The organism is Amycolatopsis sp. DG1A-15b (assembly GCF_030285645.1).
Classification (GTDB): Bacteria; Actinomycetota; Actinomycetes; order Mycobacteriales; family Pseudonocardiaceae; genus Amycolatopsis.
Genome location: NZ_CP127296.1, coordinates 6,647,482 through 6,668,498, shown reverse-complemented (window position 1 = coordinate 6,668,498; position 21,017 = coordinate 6,647,482). Strand labels below are relative to the sequence as shown.

Annotated in this window: 22 protein-coding genes; 20 read left to right on the top strand and 2 right to left on the bottom strand. The window is 70.6% G+C overall.

Annotated features, from left to right (window positions below):
* The first annotated feature begins 124 nt into the window (after positions 1 to 124).
* The 16 genes from QRY02_RS30495 to QRY02_RS30420 all read left to right on the top strand — a co-directional run bounded on the left by QRY02_RS30495 (position 125) and on the right by QRY02_RS30420 (position 15,163).
* Complete coding sequence (locus QRY02_RS30495; RefSeq protein ID WP_086845214.1) at positions 125 to 487, top strand: FtsB family cell division protein; 363 nt, start codon at positions 125 to 127, stop codon at positions 485 to 487.
* Positions 488 to 505: 18 nt separating this feature from the next.
* A complete protein-coding gene (locus QRY02_RS30490) occupies positions 506 to 1,021 on the top strand; it encodes a DUF501 domain-containing protein (RefSeq protein ID WP_285986275.1) in 516 nt (171 codons plus the stop codon).
* 140 nt (positions 1,022 to 1,161) lie between these two features.
* Positions 1,162 to 2,331, top strand: coding sequence for a lytic transglycosylase domain-containing protein (locus tag QRY02_RS30485; RefSeq protein WP_285986274.1), 1,170 nt, complete (start codon positions 1,162 to 1,164; stop codon positions 2,329 to 2,331).
* Between the two features lie 9 nt (positions 2,332 to 2,340).
* A complete protein-coding gene (locus QRY02_RS30480; protein WP_285986273.1) occupies positions 2,341 to 3,294 on the top strand; it encodes a Ppx/GppA phosphatase family protein in 954 nt (317 codons plus the stop codon).
* Positions 3,295 to 3,529: 235 nt separating this feature from the next.
* Positions 3,530 to 5,158, top strand: coding sequence for a peptide ABC transporter substrate-binding protein (locus tag QRY02_RS30475; protein WP_285986272.1), 1,629 nt, complete (start codon positions 3,530 to 3,532; stop codon positions 5,156 to 5,158).
* 105 nt (positions 5,159 to 5,263) lie between these two features.
* A complete protein-coding gene (locus QRY02_RS30470; protein ID WP_285986271.1) occupies positions 5,264 to 6,193 on the top strand; it encodes an ABC transporter permease in 930 nt (309 codons plus the stop codon).
* On the top strand, positions 6,186 to 7,139 hold the full coding sequence (locus QRY02_RS30465) for an ABC transporter permease (protein WP_285986270.1): 954 nt from the start codon (positions 6,186 to 6,188) through the stop codon (positions 7,137 to 7,139). The genes QRY02_RS30470 and QRY02_RS30465 overlap by 8 nt, the downstream gene beginning before the upstream one ends.
* A gap of 6 nt (positions 7,140 to 7,145) precedes the next feature.
* Positions 7,146 to 8,141 carry an ABC transporter ATP-binding protein gene (locus QRY02_RS30460; protein ID WP_285986269.1) on the top strand — a complete coding sequence of 332 codons (996 nt, stop codon included), beginning with the start codon at positions 7,146 to 7,148 and terminating at the stop codon, positions 8,139 to 8,141.
* Positions 8,134 to 9,132, top strand: coding sequence for an ABC transporter ATP-binding protein (locus QRY02_RS30455; protein WP_285986268.1), 999 nt, complete (start codon positions 8,134 to 8,136; stop codon positions 9,130 to 9,132). Before QRY02_RS30460 ends, QRY02_RS30455 begins: the two co-directional genes overlap by 8 nt.
* 102 nt (positions 9,133 to 9,234) lie before the next feature.
* Positions 9,235 to 10,929, top strand: a complete 1,695-nt coding sequence (locus QRY02_RS30450) for a S8 family serine peptidase (RefSeq protein WP_285993953.1) — start codon at positions 9,235 to 9,237, stop codon at positions 10,927 to 10,929.
* Between the two features lie 85 nt (positions 10,930 to 11,014).
* A complete protein-coding gene (locus tag QRY02_RS30445; RefSeq protein WP_285986267.1) occupies positions 11,015 to 11,848 on the top strand; it encodes a hypothetical protein in 834 nt (277 codons plus the stop codon).
* Between the two features lie 47 nt (positions 11,849 to 11,895).
* On the top strand, positions 11,896 to 12,654 hold the full coding sequence (locus QRY02_RS30440; protein ID WP_285986266.1) for a hypothetical protein: 759 nt from the start codon (positions 11,896 to 11,898) through the stop codon (positions 12,652 to 12,654).
* Positions 12,651 to 13,451: a hypothetical protein gene (locus tag QRY02_RS30435; RefSeq protein ID WP_285986265.1), complete on the top strand. Its 801-nt coding sequence runs from the start codon at positions 12,651 to 12,653 to the stop codon at positions 13,449 to 13,451. Before QRY02_RS30440 ends, QRY02_RS30435 begins: the two co-directional genes overlap by 4 nt.
* 186 nt (positions 13,452 to 13,637) lie before the next feature.
* Positions 13,638 to 14,036 (top strand): hypothetical protein, encoded by a 399-nt coding sequence (locus QRY02_RS30430; RefSeq protein WP_285986264.1) that lies wholly within the window; start codon positions 13,638 to 13,640, stop codon positions 14,034 to 14,036.
* Between the two features lie 168 nt (positions 14,037 to 14,204).
* Entirely contained in the window at positions 14,205 to 14,381 is a 177-nt protein-coding gene (locus QRY02_RS30425) for a hypothetical protein (RefSeq protein WP_285986263.1), read from the top strand.
* Positions 14,381 to 15,163: a hypothetical protein gene (locus tag QRY02_RS30420; RefSeq protein WP_285986262.1), complete on the top strand. Its 783-nt coding sequence runs from the start codon at positions 14,381 to 14,383 to the stop codon at positions 15,161 to 15,163. Before QRY02_RS30425 ends, QRY02_RS30420 begins: the two co-directional genes overlap by 1 nt.
* Here the strand turns inward: QRY02_RS30420 and QRY02_RS30415 are convergent.
* On the bottom strand, positions 15,141 to 16,634 hold the full coding sequence (locus tag QRY02_RS30415; RefSeq protein ID WP_285986261.1) for a S10 family peptidase: 1,494 nt from the start codon (positions 16,632 to 16,634) through the stop codon (positions 15,141 to 15,143). The two genes, QRY02_RS30420 and QRY02_RS30415, sit on opposite strands and share 23 nt — an antisense overlap.
* A 48-nt stretch (positions 16,635 to 16,682) precedes the next feature.
* Between QRY02_RS30415 and QRY02_RS30410 the strand changes: the two genes are divergently transcribed.
* The 4 genes from QRY02_RS30410 (at position 16,683) to QRY02_RS30395 (ending at position 20,323) form a co-directional block, all read left to right on the top strand.
* Positions 16,683 to 17,342 carry an endonuclease V gene (locus tag QRY02_RS30410; protein ID WP_285986260.1) on the top strand — a complete coding sequence of 220 codons (660 nt, stop codon included), beginning with the start codon at positions 16,683 to 16,685 and terminating at the stop codon, positions 17,340 to 17,342.
* On the top strand, positions 17,339 to 18,022 hold the full coding sequence (locus QRY02_RS30405) for a uracil-DNA glycosylase (RefSeq protein WP_285986259.1): 684 nt from the start codon (positions 17,339 to 17,341) through the stop codon (positions 18,020 to 18,022). The genes QRY02_RS30410 and QRY02_RS30405 overlap by 4 nt, the downstream gene beginning before the upstream one ends.
* A gap of 84 nt (positions 18,023 to 18,106) precedes the next feature.
* Positions 18,107 to 19,441: an NAD(P)/FAD-dependent oxidoreductase gene (locus tag QRY02_RS30400; protein ID WP_285986258.1), complete on the top strand. Its 1,335-nt coding sequence runs from the start codon at positions 18,107 to 18,109 to the stop codon at positions 19,439 to 19,441.
* Positions 19,442 to 19,633: 192 nt separating this feature from the next.
* Complete coding sequence (locus QRY02_RS30395; protein ID WP_285986257.1) at positions 19,634 to 20,323, top strand: Crp/Fnr family transcriptional regulator; 690 nt, start codon at positions 19,634 to 19,636, stop codon at positions 20,321 to 20,323.
* Between the two features lie 6 nt (positions 20,324 to 20,329).
* On the opposite strand, the gene QRY02_RS30390 is transcribed toward QRY02_RS30395, so the two are convergent.
* A complete protein-coding gene (locus QRY02_RS30390) occupies positions 20,330 to 20,860 on the bottom strand; it encodes a Pycsar system effector family protein (protein ID WP_285986256.1) in 531 nt (176 codons plus the stop codon).
* Positions 20,861 to 21,017: the final 157 nt, after the last annotated feature.

Here is a 21,017-nt window from a genome sequence, read left to right as displayed (position 1 = left end):
GCCCGCACCGGCCCGCCGCCCCGAAGCGGCGCGCCGCCGCACCGGCGACCCGGAGACCACCAGGGCCCGGCTGCGCCGGGGCTTGGCGGCGAAGCGGGCGTCGGGTGCGGCGAAGGTGCTCGGCATGTCCACCACCCGCCGCGCGGCGGTGGTGGCGATCGTGGTGTGCGCGCTGGCGTTCACCATCGCCGTGCCCCTGCGCACGTACCTCTCCCAGCGGACCGAGGTCCGCGAACAGCAGGCGCAGCAGGCCCAGCTGCAGCAGGAGGTCGCTCAGCTCCAAGGCCGCAAGGCCGAGCTGAGCGACCCCGCGCAGATCGAGGCCGAAGCCCGCCGGCGGCTGCGGTACGTCAAGCCGGGCGAGACGCCGTACATCGTCCAGCTGCCGGAGGACAAGGCGCCCGACGCGGCCCCGCCGGCCGGACAGCAGCAGGTCGCGGGCAGCTCCTGGTACGAGAACCTGTGGAACCAGGTCTCGGGCGGCTGAGGGGCACGCTCTAACCTGATGCGCGTGAACAGCACGCAGCAGCACCGGTTCGAGCCCGTCACCGACGCCGACCGCGAGATCATCGCGGAGCAGCTCGGGCGGCCGCCGCGGGCGTTGCGCGCCATCGCCGCGCGGTGCCCGAGCGGGCACCCCTCCGTGGTGCAGACCAGCCCGCGGCTGGAGAACGGGACGCCGTTCCCGACGCTCTACTACCTCACCTGCCCGAAGCTGAACTCGATGATCGGCACCATCGAGGCGTCCGGGATCATGAAGGAGATGACGGAGCGGCTGACCACCGATCCCGAGCTCGCCGCGCAGTACCAGCGCACCCACGAGGTCTACCTCGCCGAGCGGGACGCCATCGAGCCGCTCGGCCACCAGGTCACCGCCGGTGGCATGCCCGGCCGCGTCAAGTGCCTGCACGTGCACGTGGCCCACGCCCTCGCCGTCGGCCCGGGTGTGAATCCGTTCGGTGACGAGACGCTGGCCCTGCTTAAGGCCAACGGGTGGCCCACGGGGGACTGCGCCGCGTAACACTCGCGCGTTGTGAACAGATAACTGGTCTGGGTGAGCGAAAACCTCGATCGCGACTCTCGATGGGCTGAAACCTCGCCGCGCATGCGGCAGGCTGTGTCCCGAAGACGGCGATCGATCCGGCCAGGAGGGCTCTGAGCATGCGTGTGCGGCGGCTGCCAGACGCAGTCGGGAGCTACGCGCGAAGATTCGGGATCCGCCACCGCACCGCGTACCCGCTGATCACCGGCATCCTGGCCGTGGTCCCGGCGCTGGTCGCCGGCGGTGGCACCCTCGGCTGGCTCGGTGGGCACACCCGCGACGCCGCGCTCGCCCAGGGCTACGACCCCGGGCACGCCGCCCTCCAGCAGATCGCCGTCGACGGCACCCTCCCCGGTGCGCCCACCCCGATGCCCCTGCCGGCCTACGAGCTCCCCGACGGCCCGCTCGGCATCCCGGCCACCGCGCTCAAGGCGTACCAGAACGCCGCCGACATCCTCGGCCGCGAGCTGCCCGCGTGTCACATCGACTGGGCGCTGATCGCCAGCATCGGCCGGATCGAGTCCAACCACGCGCGCGGCGGCTACGTGGACGGTTTCGGGACCACCCGCGAGCCGATCCTCGGCCCGCAGCTCAACGGTCAGGGCGGGTTCGCCGCGATCCCGGACACCGACCAGGGCCTGCTCGACACCGACCCGGTGTGGGACCGCGCGGTCGGCCCGACCCAGTTCATCCCGGGGACGTGGAAGGGCTACGCCTCCGACGGCAACGGCGACGGCAAGTCCGACCCGAACAACCTCTTCGACGCGGCCCTGGCCACCGGCCGCTACCTGTGCTCCGGCGGGTTCGACGTGGCCAAACCGGACCAGCTGCGCGGGGCGATCTACCGCTACAACAACTCCGACACGTACGTGAACACGGTGATCCTGTGGGCGGACGCCTACCGCAACGGGATCATGCAGGTGCCGGACAGCACGGTGCCGGTCGGCGCCCCGAACGCGGCGGCGCTGCCCGCACCGCCGTCGATCCCGCCCCCGCCGGTCCCGCCGACCACGGTCTCGACACCTCCTCCGGCGACGGGCACCTCGACGCCGCCGACCACGACCACCACGCCGGATTCGTGCACGAAGCCGCCGACCACGACGGTCATCCCGACGACCGTCGTGAGCATCACGACCGTGCCTGCGCCGACGTCCACGCCGACCGATGAGACCACCACGACGACGAAGACCACGCCGCCGGAACCGACGTGCGGGCAGGTCGTCACCTCGGTCAGCACGTCGACCACCGTGACCACGACGACCGTCGAGCCGGCAACACCCGCCGGTTAGGGTGATCGCATGCCTCGTGTTGCCGCGATCGACTGTGGGACCAACTCCATCCGCCTGCTCGTCGCCGAGCTGACGCCGCGCCACGACGGCACGGTCGACCTGCGCGACCTGCACCGCGAGATGCGGATCGTCCGGCTCGGCCAAGGCGTCGACGCCACCGGCGAGCTGGCCCCCGAGGCCCTCGAGCGCACCCGGGCCGCGCTCGCCGACTACACGATCGCCGCGCGGCGCAAGGGCGTGGAGAAGGTCCGCATGGTCGCCACGTCCGCGACCCGCGACGCGAAGAACCGCGACGAGTTCTTCCGCATGACCCGCGAAACCCTCGGCGTCGAGGCCGAGGTGATCAGCGGCGACGAGGAAGCGCGGCTCAGCTTCACCGGCGCGGTGGGCGAGCAGGACCCGGACGACGGCCCGTTCGTGGTGACCGACGTCGGCGGCGGCTCGACCGAGCTGGTCCTCGGCACCTGGGACGGCAAGCGGGCCGACGTCCTCGCGGCGAAGTCCGTCGACATCGGCTGCGTCCGCATCACCGAGCGCGCGCTGAAGAGCGACCCGCCGACGGCAAGCGAGATCGCGACCGCCCGCGACCTGGCGGGCAAGGTGCTGACGGACGCGTTCGACGTGGTCGACGTCGCCCGCGCCCGGACGTGGATGGGCGTGGCGGGCACGGTGACGACGCTGTCGGCCATCGCGCTGGGGCTGCCGGAGTACGACAGCGACCGGGTGCACCTGTCCACTTTGAGCGCGGCGGACATCGACCGGCTCGCGTCCCGCCTGCTCAGCGAGGACCACGCCACCCGCGCGGCCAACCCGGTGATCCACCCGGGCCGGGTCGACGTGATCGGCGGCGGCGCGGTGGTGGTCCAGACCCTGGCCGAGCAGCTGGCGGCCCGGGGCGGCCCGACGGAGCTCGTCGTCAGCGAGCACGACATCCTCGACGGCATCGCCCTCTCCCTCGCCTGACCGACCGTTCGGCCGCCCGGAAGGGCTTGTGCCGCAACGGAACCCAGGGTGAGCGCGTGATGACCTGCTGTCCGCGCTGGGCCGTCCGGAGTATCCGAATTCCTCCGTTGGTTGTGCTCCAACCAGGTGGTCCTGACGACCGTCACACATTTGCAACACCGCAGTCCTGTGATCAGCTTCGCCGCCCCCGATAGCGTGCGTCCCATCTTTCGGGCAGACGGAGATGGAGGGGATCATGCGGCGTTCGCGCAGGCTCTGGGGACCCACGGTGGTGATGACCTCGCTGGCGCTCGTGCTGGCCGCGTGCGGCGGCGGCTCGGGCAGCAACTCCACGGGGGCCGGCGAGACGAACCCGGACGGCACGGTCAGCGTCTACGGCACCGAACCGCAGAACGCGCTGGTCCCGACCAACATCAACGACCTGGGCGGCACCAAGGCGATCCAGGTCATGTTCGCCACCCTGGTCGGGTTCAAGGGCGCGGACGCCAAGCCGTTCAACCTGATGGCGGACTCGATCACGACGACCGACTCCAAGGTCTACGACATCAAGATCAAGCAGGGCTGGAAGTTCCACGACGGCACCGAGGTGAAGGCGCACAACTTCATCGACGCCTGGAACTACGGCGCCTACGGGCCGAACGGCCAGCTCAACACCGACTTCTTCTCGAACATCGAGGGGTACAAGGACGTCCACCCCGAGGACGAGAACGCCAAGCCGGCCACGGACAAGATGTCCGGCCTGGTCCAGAAGGGCGACTACGAGTTCCAGGTGACGCTGGACGCGCCGTTCTCGGTGTTCGACATCAAGGTCGGCTACCAGGCGTTCGCGCCGCTGCCCGACGCGTTCTTCAAGGACCCCAAGGGCTTCGAACAGCACCCGATCGGCAACGGCCCGATGAAGTTCGTCTCGCGGACGCCGAACCAGGACATCAAGCTCACCCGCAACGACGACTACAAGGGTGACGACAAGGTCCACTTCAAGGACCTCGACATCAAGATCTACGCCAGCCAGGAGACCGCCTACCAGGACCTGCTGAGCGGGCGGCTCGACTTCATGGAGGCGCTGCCGCCGTCGGCGGTCGCGGGCGGCAAGTACAAGAACGACCTCGGCGACCGGCTGGTCACCGGCCACCTGCTCGGGATCAGCACCATCGCCGTGCCGTACTACGTGCCCGGCTACAACAACCTCGAACTGCGCAAGGCCATCTCGATGGCGATCGACCGCGCGCAGATCACCAAGACCGTCATGAACGACACCTACGTGCCCGCGGACGGCTACATCTCGCAGGGCATCCCGGGGGCGCGCCCCGGTGTCTGCCAGTTCTGCAAGTTCGACCCGGCGGCGGCCAAGGAGGCCTTCCAGAAGTCCGGCTTCCAGGGCAAGCTGACCATCGCGTCCAACGCGGACGGTGGCCGCAAGGAACCGCTGGTCGCGGCCTGCAACAGCATCAAGAACACCCTCGGCGTCGAGTGCGACTTCGTGCCCGCGACCGACTTCGGCCAGTGGCGCAGCATCGTCACCAAGAAGAAGCTGACCGGCATGGGCCGCTCGGACTGGTCCGCGGACTACCCGTCCATCGAGGACTTCCTCAACCCGATCTACAAGACCGGCGGGTCCTCGAACGACTCCAGCTACTCGAACCCTCAGGTGGACGCGCTCCTCGCGCAGGCGGACGCCACCGCCGACAAGGACGCGGCGGTCAAGCTGTACCAGCAGGCCGAGGACCTGATCGCCAAGGACCTGCCGTCGATCCCGGTGTGGGACGAGAAGGGTGTCGCGGCGAAGTCGAAGAACCTCAAGTCCGCGGCTCTCGACTTCCGGCGCATGCCGGACTACCCGTCCATCGAGGTCCTGAAGAAGTAGTGGCGCGCTGACCTGCCGCAACCACCACCACGCCGTCGTGAGTGGCCAGGAGGGTGCCCACCCGCCTCGCCACTCACGACGGCCGGCGCGCACTAGGAACTCGTCATGATCCGCTATGTCTTGCGACGGCTGCTCCAGCTGATCCCGGTGTTCTTCGGCACCACGTTCCTGATCTACGTCCTGGTCTGGGCGCTGCCCGGCGACCCGTTCTCCGGCAAGTGCGGCCAGGCCGCCTGCCCGGCGGCCTACGTCGCCCAGATGACCGAGAAGTACCACCTGAACGACAACATCTTCGTCCAGTACTTCAAGTACCTCGGGAGCCTCTTCACCGGTGACTGGGGCGAAACCTTCAACGGCACCTCCGTCGGAGAGCTGATCGCGACGTCGTACCCGATCACGCTGCGGCTGGCCGTGATCGCCGTCGCCATCGAAGCCGTCATCGGCCTCACCGCCGGCGTGCTGACCGGCCTGCGCGGCAAGGGTTTCCTCGACAACCTGGTGCTGGTGTCGACGACGTTCCTGATCTCGCTGCCGGTGTTCGTCACGGCGATCGTGCTGCAGCTCGCGCTGGGCGGCAACGGTCTCGGCTGGATCGAGGCCAGCGTGTCGGAGGATCCGAGCGTCGGCGAGCTGATCGTGCCCGGCATCGCGCTCGGCAGCTTGTCGATGGCCTACGTCGCCCGGCTGTCGAGAAGCAGCATCGCCGAGAACCGCCGCGCCGACTACGTGCGGACGGCGATCGCGAAGGGGCTGCCCCAGAGCCGGGTCGTCGGCGTCCACCTGCTCCGCAACTCGGTGATCCCGGTGCTCACGTTCCTCGGCACCGACCTCGGCGCCCTGATGGGCGGCGCGATCGTCACCGAAGGCGTGTTCAACATCAACGGTCTGGGCAGGCTGATCTTCCGCGGCATCCAGGACCGGGAGAGTGCGACCGTCGTCGGCGTGGTCGTCCTGCTGGTGCTGGTGTACCTGCTGATGAGCCTGCTCGTCGACCTGCTCTACGCCGTTCTCGACCCGAGGATCCGCTATGACTGACCCGAACCTGGTGGGCGGCGGCGGCGCCGACGCGGCCGAGCTGTCCCGCGTCGACGACTCCGCCACCAGCCCGCAGAAAGCCCGCAGCCTGTGGAGCGACGCCTGGCAACAGCTGCGGCGCAAGCCCGCGGTCATCGCCTCGGCGGTGATCATCCTGTTCATCGTGCTGCTCGCGATCGCCCCCGGCCTGTTCAGCTCGCGGGACGCCGGGTTCAGCGACCTGTCCCACGCCAACGAAGGGCCGTCCGCGGACGCCTGGTTCGGCTACGACAACCAGGGCGCCGACGTCTACGCCCGCACGATCTACGGCACGCGGGCCTCGGTGCTGGTCGGCGTGTTCTCCACGCTGCTGACCGTCCTCTTCGGCTCGCTCGTCGGCATCCTCGCCGGCTACTACGGGAGGTTCGTCGACAGCTTGCTCTCCCGCTTCGGCGACATCTTCGCGGGCCTGCCGTTCATCCTCGGCGCGATCGTCATCCTGACGACGTTCAACGCACCGGGCTCGAACCCCGGCGCTGTCACGATCATCGTCCAGGTGGTGTGCTCGATCGCCGTGCTGAGCTGGCCGGTGGCCATGCGCATCATGCGGTCGGCGACGCTGGTGGCCAAGCAGCTCGACTACGTCAAGGCCGCGCGCGGCCTCGGCGCCAGCACCCCGCGGATCATCTTCCGGCACCTGCTGCCGAACACCATCGCGCCGGTGCTGGTGTACGCCACCATCGCGCTCGGCGCGTTCATCGGTGCCGAAGCGACGCTCGCCTTCCTCGGCATCGGCGTGCGCGCGCCGGTGGTTTCGTGGGGCGTGCTGATCTCCGACTCGAAGGACTACTTCCAGAACGACCCGCACATGTTGCTGTTCCCCGGCGCCTTCGTCACCCTGACCGTGCTGGCCTTCGTGATGCTCGGTGACGGCATCCGCACCGCGCTCGATCCGAAGTCGAGGTAGATCTCCTTGTCCGACAACGAACTTCTGCTTGAGGTGGAAGATCTGCGCGTCGAGTTCCGGACGTCCGACGGCGTGGCGAACGTGCTCAACGGCGTCAGCTACTCCGTGCACGCCGGGGAAACCCTGGCCGTGCTCGGCGAGTCCGGTTCCGGGAAGAGCGTCACGGCGCAGACGGTGATGGGGATCCTCGACACGCCACCCGGGGTGATCACCGGTGGTGCCGTGCGCTGGCGCGGCGAGGACCTGCTGACCGCGTCCGACGAACGCCGTCGTGAAGTCCGCGGCAGCGAGATCGCGATGATCTTCCAAGACGCCCTTTCCGCGCTGAACCCGGTGTTCACCGTGGGCTTCCAGATCGAGGAACAGCTGCGCGTCCGGCTCGGGATGTCCAAAAAGGATGCCCGGAAGCGCGCGATCGAACTGCTCGACACCGTCCGCATCCCGGCCGCGGAACGCCGGATCAAGGACTACCCGCACCAGTTCTCCGGCGGCATGCGCCAGCGCGCGATGATCGCGATGTCGCTGGCCCTCGACCCGGACCTGCTCATCGCCGACGAGCCGACCACTGCCCTCGACGTCACCGTCCAGGCCCAGATCATGGACCTCCTGGGTGAAATCCAGGCCGAGCGCAAGATGGGTCTGGTGCTGATCACGCACGACCTCGGGGTGGTCGCCGAGGTCGCCGACCGGATCGCGGTGATGTACGCGGGCCGGATCGTCGAGCAGGCCGACGTCGGCGAGCTGTTCCGCGCGCCGGCCCACCCCTACACCGCCGCGCTGATGGACTCCCTGCCCCGGCTCGACCTCAAAGGACAGACGCTGGAAACCATCAAGGGCCTGCCGCCCAGCCTGCTGGACATCCCCTCGGGCTGTCCGTTCCACCCGCGGTGCAAGCGCGCCGAGGCCAGGTGCAGCGTCGACGTCCCGCCGCAGCACGCGATCGGTTTCGGCCGGACGAGCGCGTGCCACTTCGCCGAAGAGGTGGTGAGCTCCCGTGCCTGATCCGATCCTGTCCGTCCAGGACCTCCGGAAGTACTTCCCGGTCCGCACCGGCATCCTCTTCAAGCGCACGATCGGCCAGGTCAAGGCGGTCGACGGCGTCTCGTTCGACCTGATGCCGGGCGAGACGCTCGGCGTCGTCGGCGAGTCCGGCTGCGGCAAGTCGACGCTCGCCCAGGTCCTGATGCGCCTGGAGGAACCGACCGGCGGCACCGCGCGGTTCGAGGGCCGCGACATGTTCGCGATGCGCGGGTCCGAGCTGCGGAAGCTGCGGCGCGAAATCCAGATCGTGCTGCAGGACCCGTACACCTCGCTCAACCCGCGGATGACGGTCGGCGACATCGTCGGCGAGCCGTTCGAAATCCATTCCGACGTCGCGCCCAAGGGATCGCGGGCGGGCAAGGTGCGGGAACTGCTGGAGGTCGTCGGGCTCAACCCCGAGCACCTCAACCGCTACCCGCACCAGTTCTCCGGCGGGCAGCGCCAGCGCATCGGCATCGCGCGGGCGCTCGCGCTGCGGCCGAAGGTGATCATCTGCGACGAGCCGGTGTCCGCTTTGGACGTCTCGATCCAGGCGCAGGTGATGAACCTGCTCGGTGAACTTCAGGGCGAGTTCGGCCTGTCGTACGTCTTCATCGCGCACGACCTTTCGGTGGTGCGGCACCTGTCGAACCGGGTCGCGGTGATGTACCTCGGCAAGATCGTCGAGCTCGGCACCGACGAGGAGATCTACGAACGGCCGTCCCACCCGTACACCCAGGCGCTGCTGTCCGCGGTACCGGTGGCGGACCCGGCCGTGCGCGGTCGCCGCCAGGTGATCCGGCTGACCGGCGACGTGCCGAGTCCCCTGGATCCCCCGTCCGGGTGCCGGTTCCGCACGCGGTGCTGGAAGGCCGAGGACAGGTGCGCGTCGGAGGTGCCGGAACTGGTGCCCCGGACCGACGGGCACTTGTCAGCTTGTCACTTCGCGGAGCAGAAGTCGGTTGTTCCATAACGTACGTTTGGCCGTTGTACACGCATTGTCCGGTCTATACGGTGCAGGAACCGCTTTCCGAGGAGGAGAATCGTGAAGAGACCCAGGCTTTTCGCCGCGGCCATGGCCGTCCCGCTGTTCGGGGCGCTCTCGGCCGTCGCGGTTCCCACCGCGTCGGCGCAGCCCGCGCTGTCGGGCCCGGCGACCGAATTCACCGTGCTCGCCAAGGACGTCCAGAGCATCGGCAGCGCCCAGCAGGCGATCAAGGCCGCGGGCGGCACGGTACTGGAGACCAACACCGCGGTCGGCCTGATCAGGGCCAGCGCGCCGGCCACCGGCTTCACCGAGCGCGTGGCCACGAACCGCGCGGTGTTCGGTGCGGCCAAGGCCCAGTCCATCGGCTCGGTGCCGAAGATGGGCAAGAAGACCAAGGGTGACGCCGGCGTCGAGAAGGAAGGCCGCGGCGCCGCTTCGCACAAGGCGGCCGCGAACAAGGCCGTCGGGATGGACCCGCTGGACGACCAGCTCTGGGGCCTCAAGTCCGTCCGCTCGGACCTCGCGCGCACCAAGCAGCCGGGCAGCAAGCAGGTCAAGGTCGGCGTCATCGACACCGGCATCGACGGCACGCACCCGGACATCGCGCCGAACTTCGACGAGGCCGACTCGCGCAACTTCACCCGCGACATCCCGACCGACGTCAACGGCGCCGAAGTCGACGGGCCGTGCGAGTTCCGCGGCTGCGTCGACCCGGCCAACCACGACGACGGCGGCCACGGCACGCACGTCGCGGGCACCATTGCCGCCGCGGCCAACGGCTTCGGCGTTTCCGGTGTCGCACCGAACGTGACGCTGGTGAACATCCGCGCCGGCCAGGACTCGGGCTTCTTCTTCCTGCAGCCGACGGTCGACGCGCTGACCTACGCCGGCGACGCCGGCATCGACGTGGTCAACATGTCGTTCTACACGGACCCGTGGCTGTACAACTGCACGGCGAACCCGGCCGATTCGGCCGCCGAGCAGGCCGAGCAGCGCACGATCATCGAGGCGACCCAGCGCGCGTTGAACTACGCGCACCGCAAGGGCGTCACGATGGTGGTCGCGCTGGGCAACCAGCACACCGACCTGGGCGCACCGCAGCCGGACACCACGAGCCCCGACTACCCGGCGAACGGCACGCACCCGCGCACGGTGGACAACTCGAGCTGCCTCAACCTGCCGGTCGAGGGCAACCACACCATCGGCGTGAGCGCGTTCGGGCCGTCGCAGAAGAAGGCGGACTACTCGAACTACGGCCTCGAGCAGATCTCGGTGTCGGCCCCGGGCGGCTTCTTCCGCGACGGCTTCGGCACGCCGTGGTACCGCACGGTGGAGAACCAAATCCTCTCGACGTACCCGAAGAACGTCGGCATCGCCGAAGGCAACATCGACGCGGACGGCAACATCACCGAAGCCGGCCTGACCGCGGGCGTCAAGAAGGCGACCGCGCCCGACGGCCGCGTGGGCTGCTACCAGTGGCTGCAGGGAACGTCGATGGCCGCCCCGCACGCCACCGGCGTCGCGGCGCTCATCATTTCCCAGTACGGCAAGAAGTCGCACGGCGAGTTCGGTCTGGACCCCGACAAGGTCCAGCGCGTCCTCGAGGGCACGGCGGCGAAGATCGCCTGCCCGGTGCCGCGCACGGTGGACTACCTGAAGGAAGGCCGCGACGCGACGTACACGGCCACCTGCGAGGGTGACCCGTCGTTCAACGGCTTCTACGGCCACGGCGCGGTCGACGCCTACGCGGCGGTGACACGCGGGTCGCAGTACCTGAAGTAAGGGAATTTTCGGAACGGACCGCCCCGGGAAGGCAACCTTCCCGGGGCGGTTCGCGTTTACGACGGGACTGGGGGGGATTCCGTTGATGGTGCGTGAACCGGCGTTGCCGGTGGACCCGAGACTGCCCGGCGAGCCGACCCTGCTCGAGGTCGGCAGCACGCGGCTGTGGCTGGCCCGCCGTGGGGTACGGGTGTGGTTGCCGACGCGCCTGCTCGCGCTGCGCATCGGCGCGCGCGGCTTCGGGGTCCGCGAACGACCTGAGTACGCCATCCTCGCCGCGGTCCTGGTGCCCTTCGGCTCGATCTTCATCATCGAGTGGGACCCGCCGGGCCGGGGAGCGGGCGTCGCCGTGCTCTTCGCGGTGGTCCAGGTGGTGCGCTGGAGGCGGATGCAACGCCGCGAGCAGCTCGCTGAGCGCCTCACCGCACCCGGACCCCCGCCGCCGCTGCGCGCGGCGGCTCGGCAGGTCGGCTGGTGGTACCTGAGCGCGGTGGCGGTCACCTTCGTCGGTGGGGCGGTGTTGTGCGCCGCATCGTTCCTGGTCGCGCCGCAGTCCACGGGGAAGCACTGGTACCCGCCCTCGGTCGAGACCGGGCTGCAGACGATCGCGCTGGCGATCGCCGCCGGAGCGACCGCGCTGGTGCTCGGCAAGGCCCTCCGCTCGCCGGTGATCGCGGAAGACGAGGCATCCCGGCTGGTCGACGAAGCGCTGCGCGCCGAGGACGCCCACCGCTACGCCTTGTGCACGTTTTACGCCCTGTTCGCGGTGCCGGTGCTCATGGTGGCCTGGGAGCCGCCTGCCCTGCTCGAGTCGGCCGCATGGGCTTACTCGGCGGTGGTGGCCGCGTTGGAGCTGACCGGCTGGCTGCTGCTCCGCCGCCGGTACCGCCGGCTGCCGCCCGGTTTCTACGGCCGGTAAACCATTCCGGGCCTTGGCGCGTGTAGGGCGGGACAGGGGGAGGTCCGATGGCGGTGGAAGCAGCGTGGACGACGCTCGCCGAGAGACAGGGGGCGCGGGCGTGGCTGGCCCGCCACGGGGTGGTGGTGGACGAGCCGACGCCGCTGCTGGCGGTGCGCGTCGGGGCCCGGGTGCTGGCCACGCGGTCCTACCAGGCCTACGGCGTGCTTTCTTCCGTGGTCTGGATGGTCGCCTTGTTCCCGCCGGTTCCGGTGCTCGCGCGGTTCCTGGTGCTCAGCGTGGTCTGCACCGCCTATCCGCTGCTGCGGTGGCGCCGGGTGCGCCAGGCCGACCGCACCGCCGCCCGGCTGGTTCCCGCGGGCGCCCGGCCGTCGCTCCGGGTGGCGGCCGGGCAGGTGGGCCGGTGGTACCTCGCCGCGGTGGCGACGACGTTCGGCGGCGGCATGGTCCTGTGCGCGGGGTTCGCGGCCAACCCGGCGGGCTGGGCGGCCGCACTGGTGATCGGCGCCGCGAGCGTGGCGCCGGTGCTCGGCCGGGCCCTGCGCGCCCCGGTGATCGCCGAGGACGAGGCTTCGTCCGCCGTCGACGCGGCCTTGCGGGCCTACGACGCCCGAGCGTTCGCGGTGCCGTTCTTGTTCACGTTCGCCGCTTGGATCGACCTGTCCACCAGCTGGCCGTGGGCCCCGGCGCGGTTCGTGCCCGCGGTCGGGTACTTCGTCCTGGTGGTGGCGGTCCACGTGGGTGCCGCGGTGGAGGCCCGGCGCCCAGGCTTGCCGCGCGGCCACTACGGGACGGTGACCCCGTGATCGCCCCGGCGCCGACGGACGCCGAGCGGGCGGCGGCCGGACGCTGGCTGGTCAAGCACGGCGTCGACGTGCCGACGATGACCGATCTGCTGGCCCTGCGCCTCGGCTTCCGCGCCGGCGCGCGGCCGCCCGGGGCGTGGCGGTGGATCGGCGTGGCCGTCCTGGGGTACGCGGCCGTCACGATCGGGTTCGCGAGCCTGGTTTTCCTGCCCGGTGTCCGCGGCGGGGAACTGACGGGCAGTTCGTACGTCTTCTTCGTCATCATCGCCCAGCACCTCGGATACTGGCTTCCGGCGCGGGTCCGCGACCGCCAAGCGCTGGCACGGTTCGGGACGCTCGACGGTCCGCCGCGTACCGAGGTGCCCGGCTGGTTCCTCGCCGTGCCGCTGATCACCTTCGGCGGCGGTGCCGCGCTCGCCGTGACGATCTTCGCCACGACGCCGTTCCGCACGTTCGCGGGGAGCTGGCTCCTGCTGCTGCTCCTGGGCGCGGCGGTCACGGCCGCGATGGTGACCGACGTCTTCCGGCGTCCCGTCATCGCGGAGGACGCGACATCCCGGGCGGTGGACACCGCCCTGCGGCTGCAGGACCTGCTCATGGCGATGCCCGGGATCTACGCCGTTCCCATGCTGTTCGATCCGCTGGTCGGCCACGCACAGCCGCCGGAGTGGCGGCCGTGGCTCGTCGGCTATGCCGTGCTCGCGGTGGCGATGCAGGTAGTCGTGGGTGTGATCCAGTGGCGGCGGCTGCGGGCCGTGCTCACGGAAACCGGGGGAGAAGTCCGTGGACGTGCGTGAACCCGCCCTGCCGGTGAACCCGAGGCTGCCCGGCGAGCTCCGTGGGTGAACGAGCACCGAGCCGCGGCGAGGTCGTGCAGGCGGCGGCGTGGCTGGGAAAGCACGGGGTGCGGGTGGGCGTTCCGACGCGGTTGCTCGCCGTGCGGCTGGGGGTCCGCCCCACCGCGCGCTCCCGGCCCCTGGTTCGTGGCGACGCCGTACCGGACCTACGCCTGGAGCTGGCTGGGCCTGCTCGCACTCGGCGCGGTCGTGTTCGCGGTGATCACGACCGGCGTCGTCCGCCGTCCGGTGATCGCAGAGGACGAGCCGTCCGCCGCCGTCGACGCCGTGCTGCGGCGCGAGGACCTGTACATCGCGTTCCCTTCATGCTGTTCGGTGCCGGTGCTGGTCGACCTGATCACCACCCACCGCCAGCCACCCGGGTTCGCGCCGTGGCTCATCGGTTACGCGGTCCTCGCGATCGCCCTGCAGATCGTCGGCGGCGTCTTCGACCTGCGGCGGCGCCCGGTGCTCCGGGGCGGCGGCTACGGCATCTCGCGGCCGGCCCGGGCCGTGGCCGGCCGGTCACCGGAGGCGTCCCGGTGATCGCCGGTGGCTCGCTCTGGGCGGTGTTCTGGCTCGGCCTGCTCGCCTTCGGCGCGGCGGTGGACGCCGTGGTCCTGACCGGCATCCTCACGCGGCCGGTCCTCGCCGAGGACGAAGGATCGCTGGCGGTCGACGTCGTGACGCGGCTCGAGGACGTCCAGCTCCTGGGTGCCGTCGGCGTTCGCGATCCCGCTGCTGGGCGAAGTGGTGTACGAAGACCGGCCGGGCGAGCCGTGGTTCACCGGCTACGTCGTGCTCGCGGTAGCCACGCACGTCGCCGGGTGGTTCACCCAGCGGCACCGTCGTCCCGCGCTGCCCGCGGACGGCCACTACGGGGAGGCCTGATGAGCACGAAAGCCGAGCGCACCATGATCCTGCGGTGGCTGGCGGGCCGCGGCCGGCCGGTGGCGGCGCCGACGCCGTTCCTCGAGGCGCTGCTGGCCACGCGCAACGTCACCATCCGCCGCGCCCTGCCGTGGCTCCTGCTGTTCGGCGTCCCGGCGCTGTTCGGAGCGATCGGCTACCTCTCGCTCTTCGGGCCCGGCGCAACCGTGAGCACGCCGGCGTACTTCGCCTGTTTCGCCATCCAGCTGACGATGTGGCTGAGCGTCCGGTCCCGGCAGCGCGCGCTCGCGAAGCAGATCCGTCCGTGGCGCGGCGCGGCGCACGAACGACCCGGCGGCTGGTTCATCGCCGCCGCCGCGCTGGCCTACGGCGGCGGCGCGGCGCTGGCCCTCGTCCTGTTCTTCGCCACTCCGGCGCGGACTTACGCCTTGAGCTGGCTGGGTCTGCTGGTCCTGAGCGCGGTGTGCAGCAGCTCCATCATGGCCGGCTACCTGCGGGCGCCGGTGCTCGCGGTCGACGAGCCGTCGGCGGCGGTGTACCGAGCGCTGCTCGCGGAGAACATCCACACGGCGGCACCGGCACTGGCGGCGGTCCCGCCGATCCTGGACGTCGCCCTCGGAAACCGGCTGCCGGCGGGGCACGGGCTGTGGCTGGCCGCGTACGCCGCAGTGGTGGTGGCGATGGAGCTGGTGGCGTACGTCCGGAGCCGCCGTCCCCTGCCACCCGGCCACTACGGCGATCCGCTGCCGACGCGGGGATTCAGCGGTTCGACGCCTTCTTGACGAACTTCGCCAGGTCCTTCGACTGCTGCACCCGGGTCGGCTCGTGGATGTACATCATGTGGCCCGCCGGGTAGTACGCCGTGTCGATGTTCTCGCGCAGTTCCTCCGGGATCTGCAGGTGGGCCAGCACGTGCTCGGCCGCGTAGTACGCCGTCGCGCCGTCGTAGTGGCCGAACGCCACGTGCACCTTCAGGTGCGGGTTCGCGCGCATCGCCGCGCTCAGCGAGTCCACCACCGACACCGAACGGCCCTCGAAGTCCGAGTACGACCACGCCTTGAACGTGTCCTCGCTGATGAGCTCGTACGGCAGGTCGTTGGCGTACCCGAGCTCGGCGCGCACGTAGTGGTTGAACGCCGCCGCGTACGCGCCGATCACGCGGGAGATCGACGGGTCGTCGCTCATGTGCTCGCGGCCGCCGTCCGGCTCCCACGTCGTGAACCGGCCGTCCATCCGGCCGACCGTCCGGCCGCGGTCGCGCAGCAGCTCCGTGAAGAACCGGACGTGCTCGATCCGCAGATTCACCCGGTCCACATAGGACTCGGCCAGCCCGGTCAGCGACGCCAGCGTGGCCACCGCCTCCGTCCGGTCCTGAGTGGACAGCCGGGCGCCGCGGGCCAGCGCCCACGGCAGGTCCTTGGCCGCGAAGTCCTCGGCGTCGGCGAGGACGTCGTCGAGCGGGCGCTCGCCGTGCAGGCCGTGGTAGTGCGCGATCGCCGCGTACGTCGGCACGTACAGCGAGTACGGGAGGTCGTTGCCCTCCGTGAACTGCAGCGTGCCCAGGTCGAGCACCGACGAGATGAGCAGCAGCCCGTTCAGGTACAGCCCGTGCCGGTCCTGCAGGTGCGCGGCCAGCCCGGCGGCGCGCAGCGTGCCGTACGACTCGCCGGCCAGGAACTTCGGCGACAGCCAGCGCTGGTGGCGCGACACCCACAGCCGGATGATCTCGCCGACCGACTCGATGTCGCCCTTGAAGCCGTGGAAGTCCTTCGTCTCGCCGCCTTCGGACGCGCGCGAGTAGCCGGTCGACACCGGGTCGATGAACACCAGGTCGCTGTGCACCAGCAGCGTCTCGGGGTTGTCGGCCAGCCCGTACGGCGGCGGCACCAGGTCGTCGACGTCGCCCGAGAGCACCCGGCGCGGCCCCAGCAGGCCCATGTGCAGCCAAATGCTCGACGAGCCGGGACCGCCGTTGAAGGCGAACGTCACCGGCCGCGACCCCGGGTCGGCGTCGTCGAGGGTGTAGGAGGTGATGAACACCTCCGCCTTCGCCTTGACGCCCTCGGACTTGCCGTCCTTGACGACCTCCTTGCGGAGGACGACCCGCCCCGCCTTCGCCGTGTACGCGAGCTTCTTCCGCTTCACGGTCAAGGTGTGCTGGGTCGTGACGATGTCGTCGGTCGGCTCGGCCGGGAGCTCGGTCGTCTCCGCGGCCTTCGGCTCGGGGGCCTCTTCGGGGGTGCTGTCCGCCATGGACCCAACTTAGTCGGCGGGAACGGGCGCCTGTGGCAGGGTGACCTGGTGCACATCGAGGACTGGCCGGCGACGATCGAAGAAGCGCTCGCCGTGCAGGACCGGCTTCGCGGCCGGGTCGAGCGCACCGACGACTGCCCCGAGCTGCCGCCGACGGTCACCGGTCTCGACGTCGCCTACGACGACACCGGCGGCATCGCCGCGGCGGTCGTCACCCTCGAGACCGCCGGGCTCACCGTGGTCGAGGAACGGACCCACCGCGCGAAGGCCGTCTTCCCGTACGAACCGGGCTTGTTCGCCTTCCGCGAGCTGCCGCCACTGCTGGCCGCCCTCGAACGGCTGGAGCGCACGCCCGATGTCCTGGTCTGCGACGGCCACGGCCTCGCGCACCCCCGGCGCTTCGGCCTGGCCTGCCACCTCGGCGTGCTGACCGGGCTGCCCGCGTTCGGCGTCGGCAAGACCCGGTTCGTCGGCTCGCACGGCACGCCGGCTCACGTGCGCGGGTCTTCGGAGCCGCTGGTCGACGCCGGGGAGGAGGTCGGCGCGGTGCTGCGGACCCAGGACGGCGTCAAATCGGTGTACGTCTCGGCTGGCCACCGGATCGGCCTGGCCCACGCCTGCCGGCTGACGCTGGCGCTGACCCCCCGCTACCGGCTGCCCGAGACCACGCGGCACGCCGACCGGCTGTCCCGGGCGGCGCTGCGATGAGGTCGCTGCCCGAGCTGGACGCGGCGGTGGCCGGCTGCCGCGCATGCCCGCGGCTGGTGGCCTGGCGCGAGGGCGTCGCGGGCACCAAAGCGGCCTTCCGCGGCGAGGAGTACTGGGCGCGCCCGGTGCCGGGCTTCGGGCCGCCGGACGCGTCGCTCGCCGTCGTCGGCCTGGCGCCCTCGGCGCACGGCGCGAACCGCACCGGCCGGATGTTCACCGGCGATCCATCGGGTGATTTCCTGTTCCGGGTCCTGCACGAGGTCGGGCTCGCCTCGCAGCCGACGTCGACGGCGATCGGCGACGGCCTCCGGCTGTACGGCACCCGGCTCGTTTCGCCCGTGCGGTGCGCGCCGCCGGAGAACAAGCCGACGCCGGCCGAGCGGGACACCTGCCGCCCGTGGCTGGCGGAGGAGCTGGCGCTGTTACGTCCGACACTGCGGGCGATCGTGGTGCTCGGCGCGTTCGGCTGGCAGGCGTTACTGCCCGTGCTGGAGGCGGCCGGCTGGCCGGTGCCGCAGCCGCGGCCGGCGTTCGCGCACGGGGCCGTCGTGGAGCTGGGCGACCTGCGGCTTTTCGGCTGTTATCACGTCTCGCCGCGCAATGTCCAGACACACCGCGTGACCCACGCCATGGTGGCCGACGTCTTCCGGGCCGCGACCTCGGTGACAGGGCACGACTGAATCGTTACGGAAACCGCAGCGACGCTGGTCACAGCCGGATGGGGCCCCCGAGCGAGGTCGCGGCGAAGGTGTCACCATGAGGACATGGCTGCTGCGAAGTCGAAGTCGGAACCGACTCGGATCCTCGTCCTCGGTGGTGGGTACGTCGGGCTCTACACGGCGTACGGCCTCCAGAAGATGCTCCGGGCCAACGAGGCCTCCGTGACCGTCGTTGACCCGCAGCCCCACATGACCTACGCGCCGTTCCTCCCGGAGGCCGCGGCCGGCGCGATCGAGCCCCGGCACGTGGTCGTGCCGCTGCGGCGGGTGCTGAAGCGCTGCCACGTGCTGACCGCGCGCGTCACCAAGATCGAGAACGAGAAGAAGTCCGTCACGGTCGAGGCGGCCGACGGCCACATCGAGCAGCTCGGCTACGACATCCTGGTCGTCGCGCTCGGCGCCGTGGCGCGCATCCTCCCGATCCCGGGCCTGGTCGAAGAGGGCATCGCCTTCAAGACCATCGGCGAGGCGATCTACCTGCGCAACCACATCATGACCAAGCTCGACGAGGCGGCCAGCACGCTCGACCCCGAGCTGCGCAAGCGCCTGCTGACGTTCACGGTGGTCGGCGGCGGGTTCGCCGGCATCGAGGCGCTGGCCGAGCTCGAGGACATGACCCGGTTCGCGGTGGAGAACTACTACCCGAACATCAAGACCTCCGACATCCGCTGGGTGCTCGTCGAGGCGGCCGGCCGCATCCTCCCCGAGGTCCGCGAGACCCTCGGCGTGTACACGGTCGAGCAGCTGGAGAAGCGCGGCATCGAGGTCTACCTGTCGACGGCGGCGAAGTCGTTCGAAAACGGCCACGTCGTGCTCTCGGACGGCACGGAGTTCGACACCGACACGATCATCTGGACCGCGGGCGTGAAGGCCAACCCGGTGGTCGGCCAGTCGGACCTGCCGGTCGACAAGCGCGGCCGCCTCGAGGCAACCGCCGCGATGCAGGTCGTCGGCCACCCCGACGTCTGGACCGCCGGCGACAACGCGGCGATCCCGGACCTCTCGCGCACGGAAGAGGACCCGACGGCGACCTGCCCGCCGAACGCCCAGCACGCGGTCCGCCAGGCCCGCCTCCTGGCGAAGAACATCATCAAGGTCCTCCGCGGCGGCAAGCCGAAGGACTACTACCACAAGAACCTGGGCGCGGTGGCGAGCCTCGGCCTCCACAAGGGCGTCGCGGACGCGCTGAACCTGAAGATCAAGGGCTTCCCGGCCTGGCTGTTCCACCGCGCATACCACCTCAAGGCAATGCCGACGTGGAACCGCCGCATCCGCATCCTGTTCGACTGGATCCTGGGCGGCTTGTTCCGCCGCGAGGTGATCTCGCTCGGGCAGATCAACAACCCGAAGGACGAGTTCGCGCGCATCTCGAAGTCCTGAGCGTCCGCTTTCGAAAGCCCCCGTGCACTGCGGTGCACGGGGGCTTTCGCGGTTCCGGAGCGCCGTGGGCCGGCGGACCGGTGGTGAGGCCACCTGAGTCCACAGTGGACGGCAGACGGAGGCGCGGGGCCTTTCCGGTGGTGGCGCCGCCGGTGGGCACGTCCTACCCTCCAGGGGGCGAGGGGAGGGGCGGTGAGTCGGCCGGCCGAGGCGACGTTCCCCCGGGGCAGCTTCTTGGCCGGGCTGTCCCGGACAGCGCGAACCGCCTTGCTGGAGCTCGGCGTTGCGCGGGAGTTCGGACCCGAGAAGGTGCTCCTCCGTGAAGGCGGCACCAGCACGCACGTCTTTCTGCTGGTCGACGGCTGTGTGAAGGTCACCGCGGTCACGCCGGAGGGGCACCTCGCCCTGCTGGCGATCCGAGTCGGCGGCGATCTGGTCGGGGAACTGGCGGCGATGGACGGCCAGCCCCGGGTCGCCACCGTGACCACCGCCGGCCGGGTGCGGACCCGCCTCATCACACAAGGGGAGTTCCGCCGGTTTCTCCTCGACTTCCCGGACGTCTCACTCGCCGTGAGCGGCAGCGTCGGCGCAAAACTCCGCTGGGCCACCCGGCGGCGGATCGACTTCGGCAGCCGTGAGGTGCGGATCCGGCTCGCCAGGGTGTTGCTCGAGCTCGCGACGTCGTACAGCGTCCCCGCCGGGCCGCACCTACGGATCGGGGTCGCTCTCACCCAGCCGGAGCTCGCCGCGCTGGTGGGGGCCGCCGAGCCGACCGTGCACCGCGCCTTGGCCGGATTGCGCCGCGAGAAGATCGTCAAGACCGGCTACCGCCGGGTGTGCGTCTGCGACCGGGCGCGGCTCGCGGCCATCGCCGACGGCTGAGCGAGCTCACGGGACCACCGCCGCGACGATCAGGATCAACGCGCTGGCGAAGAGCACGCAGGTGCCGGCCAAGGCGAACCGCACGTGGTGGTGCTTCTGCATCGCCAAGGAGGCCAGCAGCCGGGTGAGTTCGTGGGCCTGCTCGCGCTGAGCCGCCCGCCCGGTGATGGCCGTGCCGGCGGCGACGCTGGGAAAAGCGAACTGGTTTTCGCTGGAGGGGGCCGCCGTTCGCGGCCGGATCGCCAGGAAGACGTGCAGCGACGCGTAGGCGTAGGCCAATGCGAAGCAAATGACGGCCCCGACGAGCACCGATCGCGGCACCGAGCCGGACCTGGCGCTCCCGAGGTAGCCGGCCTGGGTGGCCACCAGTGCGGTGATCATGGTCTGGACCGCCACCACGGTGCGCACCTTTTCGTCAGCGTGCTGGACCGCGCCTTGGAAGAAGGTGATCGTGGTGAGGGTGGTGGCCAGTTCGTCCCCGCGCTGCCCACGGCTTTTGCTCAGGCCGGCTGGTGTTCTTCTGCGCGTCGCATCCATGGGTCTCCTTTCCCGGTTGGTCTCGATCGTCGTCGTTCCGAGCCACCTGCATCCCGTCGTGCGATGGATTCGCGGCCGGGATCCCCTGATTCACGAACGGCGAAAGCCGTTTTTTGACGTGGTGCGCGACGCCGCCGCAGGGCAACGGTGGAGCGCG

Coding starts and splice junctions, on each gene's coding strand:
- QRY02_RS30495 (WP_086845214.1), top strand. CDS start 125: ATGTCCACCACCCGCCGCGCGGCGGTGGTGGCGATCGTGGTGTGCGCG.
- QRY02_RS30490 (WP_285986275.1), top strand. CDS start 506: ATGCGCGTGAACAGCACGCAGCAGCACCGGTTCGAGCCCGTCACCGAC.
- QRY02_RS30485 (WP_285986274.1), top strand. CDS start 1,162: ATGCGTGTGCGGCGGCTGCCAGACGCAGTCGGGAGCTACGCGCGAAGA.
- QRY02_RS30480 (WP_285986273.1), top strand. CDS start 2,341: ATGCCTCGTGTTGCCGCGATCGACTGTGGGACCAACTCCATCCGCCTG.
- QRY02_RS30475 (WP_285986272.1), top strand. CDS start 3,530: ATGCGGCGTTCGCGCAGGCTCTGGGGACCCACGGTGGTGATGACCTCG.
- QRY02_RS30470 (WP_285986271.1), top strand. CDS start 5,264: ATGATCCGCTATGTCTTGCGACGGCTGCTCCAGCTGATCCCGGTGTTC.
- QRY02_RS30465 (WP_285986270.1), top strand. CDS start 6,186: ATGACTGACCCGAACCTGGTGGGCGGCGGCGGCGCCGACGCGGCCGAG.
- QRY02_RS30450 (WP_285993953.1), top strand. CDS start 9,235: ATGGCCGTCCCGCTGTTCGGGGCGCTCTCGGCCGTCGCGGTTCCCACC.
- QRY02_RS30445 (WP_285986267.1), top strand. CDS start 11,015: ATGGTGCGTGAACCGGCGTTGCCGGTGGACCCGAGACTGCCCGGCGAG.
- QRY02_RS30440 (WP_285986266.1), top strand. CDS start 11,896: ATGGCGGTGGAAGCAGCGTGGACGACGCTCGCCGAGAGACAGGGGGCG.
- QRY02_RS30420 (WP_285986262.1), top strand. CDS start 14,381: ATGAGCACGAAAGCCGAGCGCACCATGATCCTGCGGTGGCTGGCGGGC.
- QRY02_RS30415 (WP_285986261.1), bottom strand. CDS start 16,634: ATGGCGGACAGCACCCCCGAAGAGGCCCCCGAGCCGAAGGCCGCGGAG.
- QRY02_RS30405 (WP_285986259.1), top strand. CDS start 17,339: ATGAGGTCGCTGCCCGAGCTGGACGCGGCGGTGGCCGGCTGCCGCGCA.
- QRY02_RS30400 (WP_285986258.1), top strand. CDS start 18,107: ATGGCTGCTGCGAAGTCGAAGTCGGAACCGACTCGGATCCTCGTCCTC.
- QRY02_RS30390 (WP_285986256.1), bottom strand. CDS start 20,860: ATGGATGCGACGCGCAGAAGAACACCAGCCGGCCTGAGCAAAAGCCGT.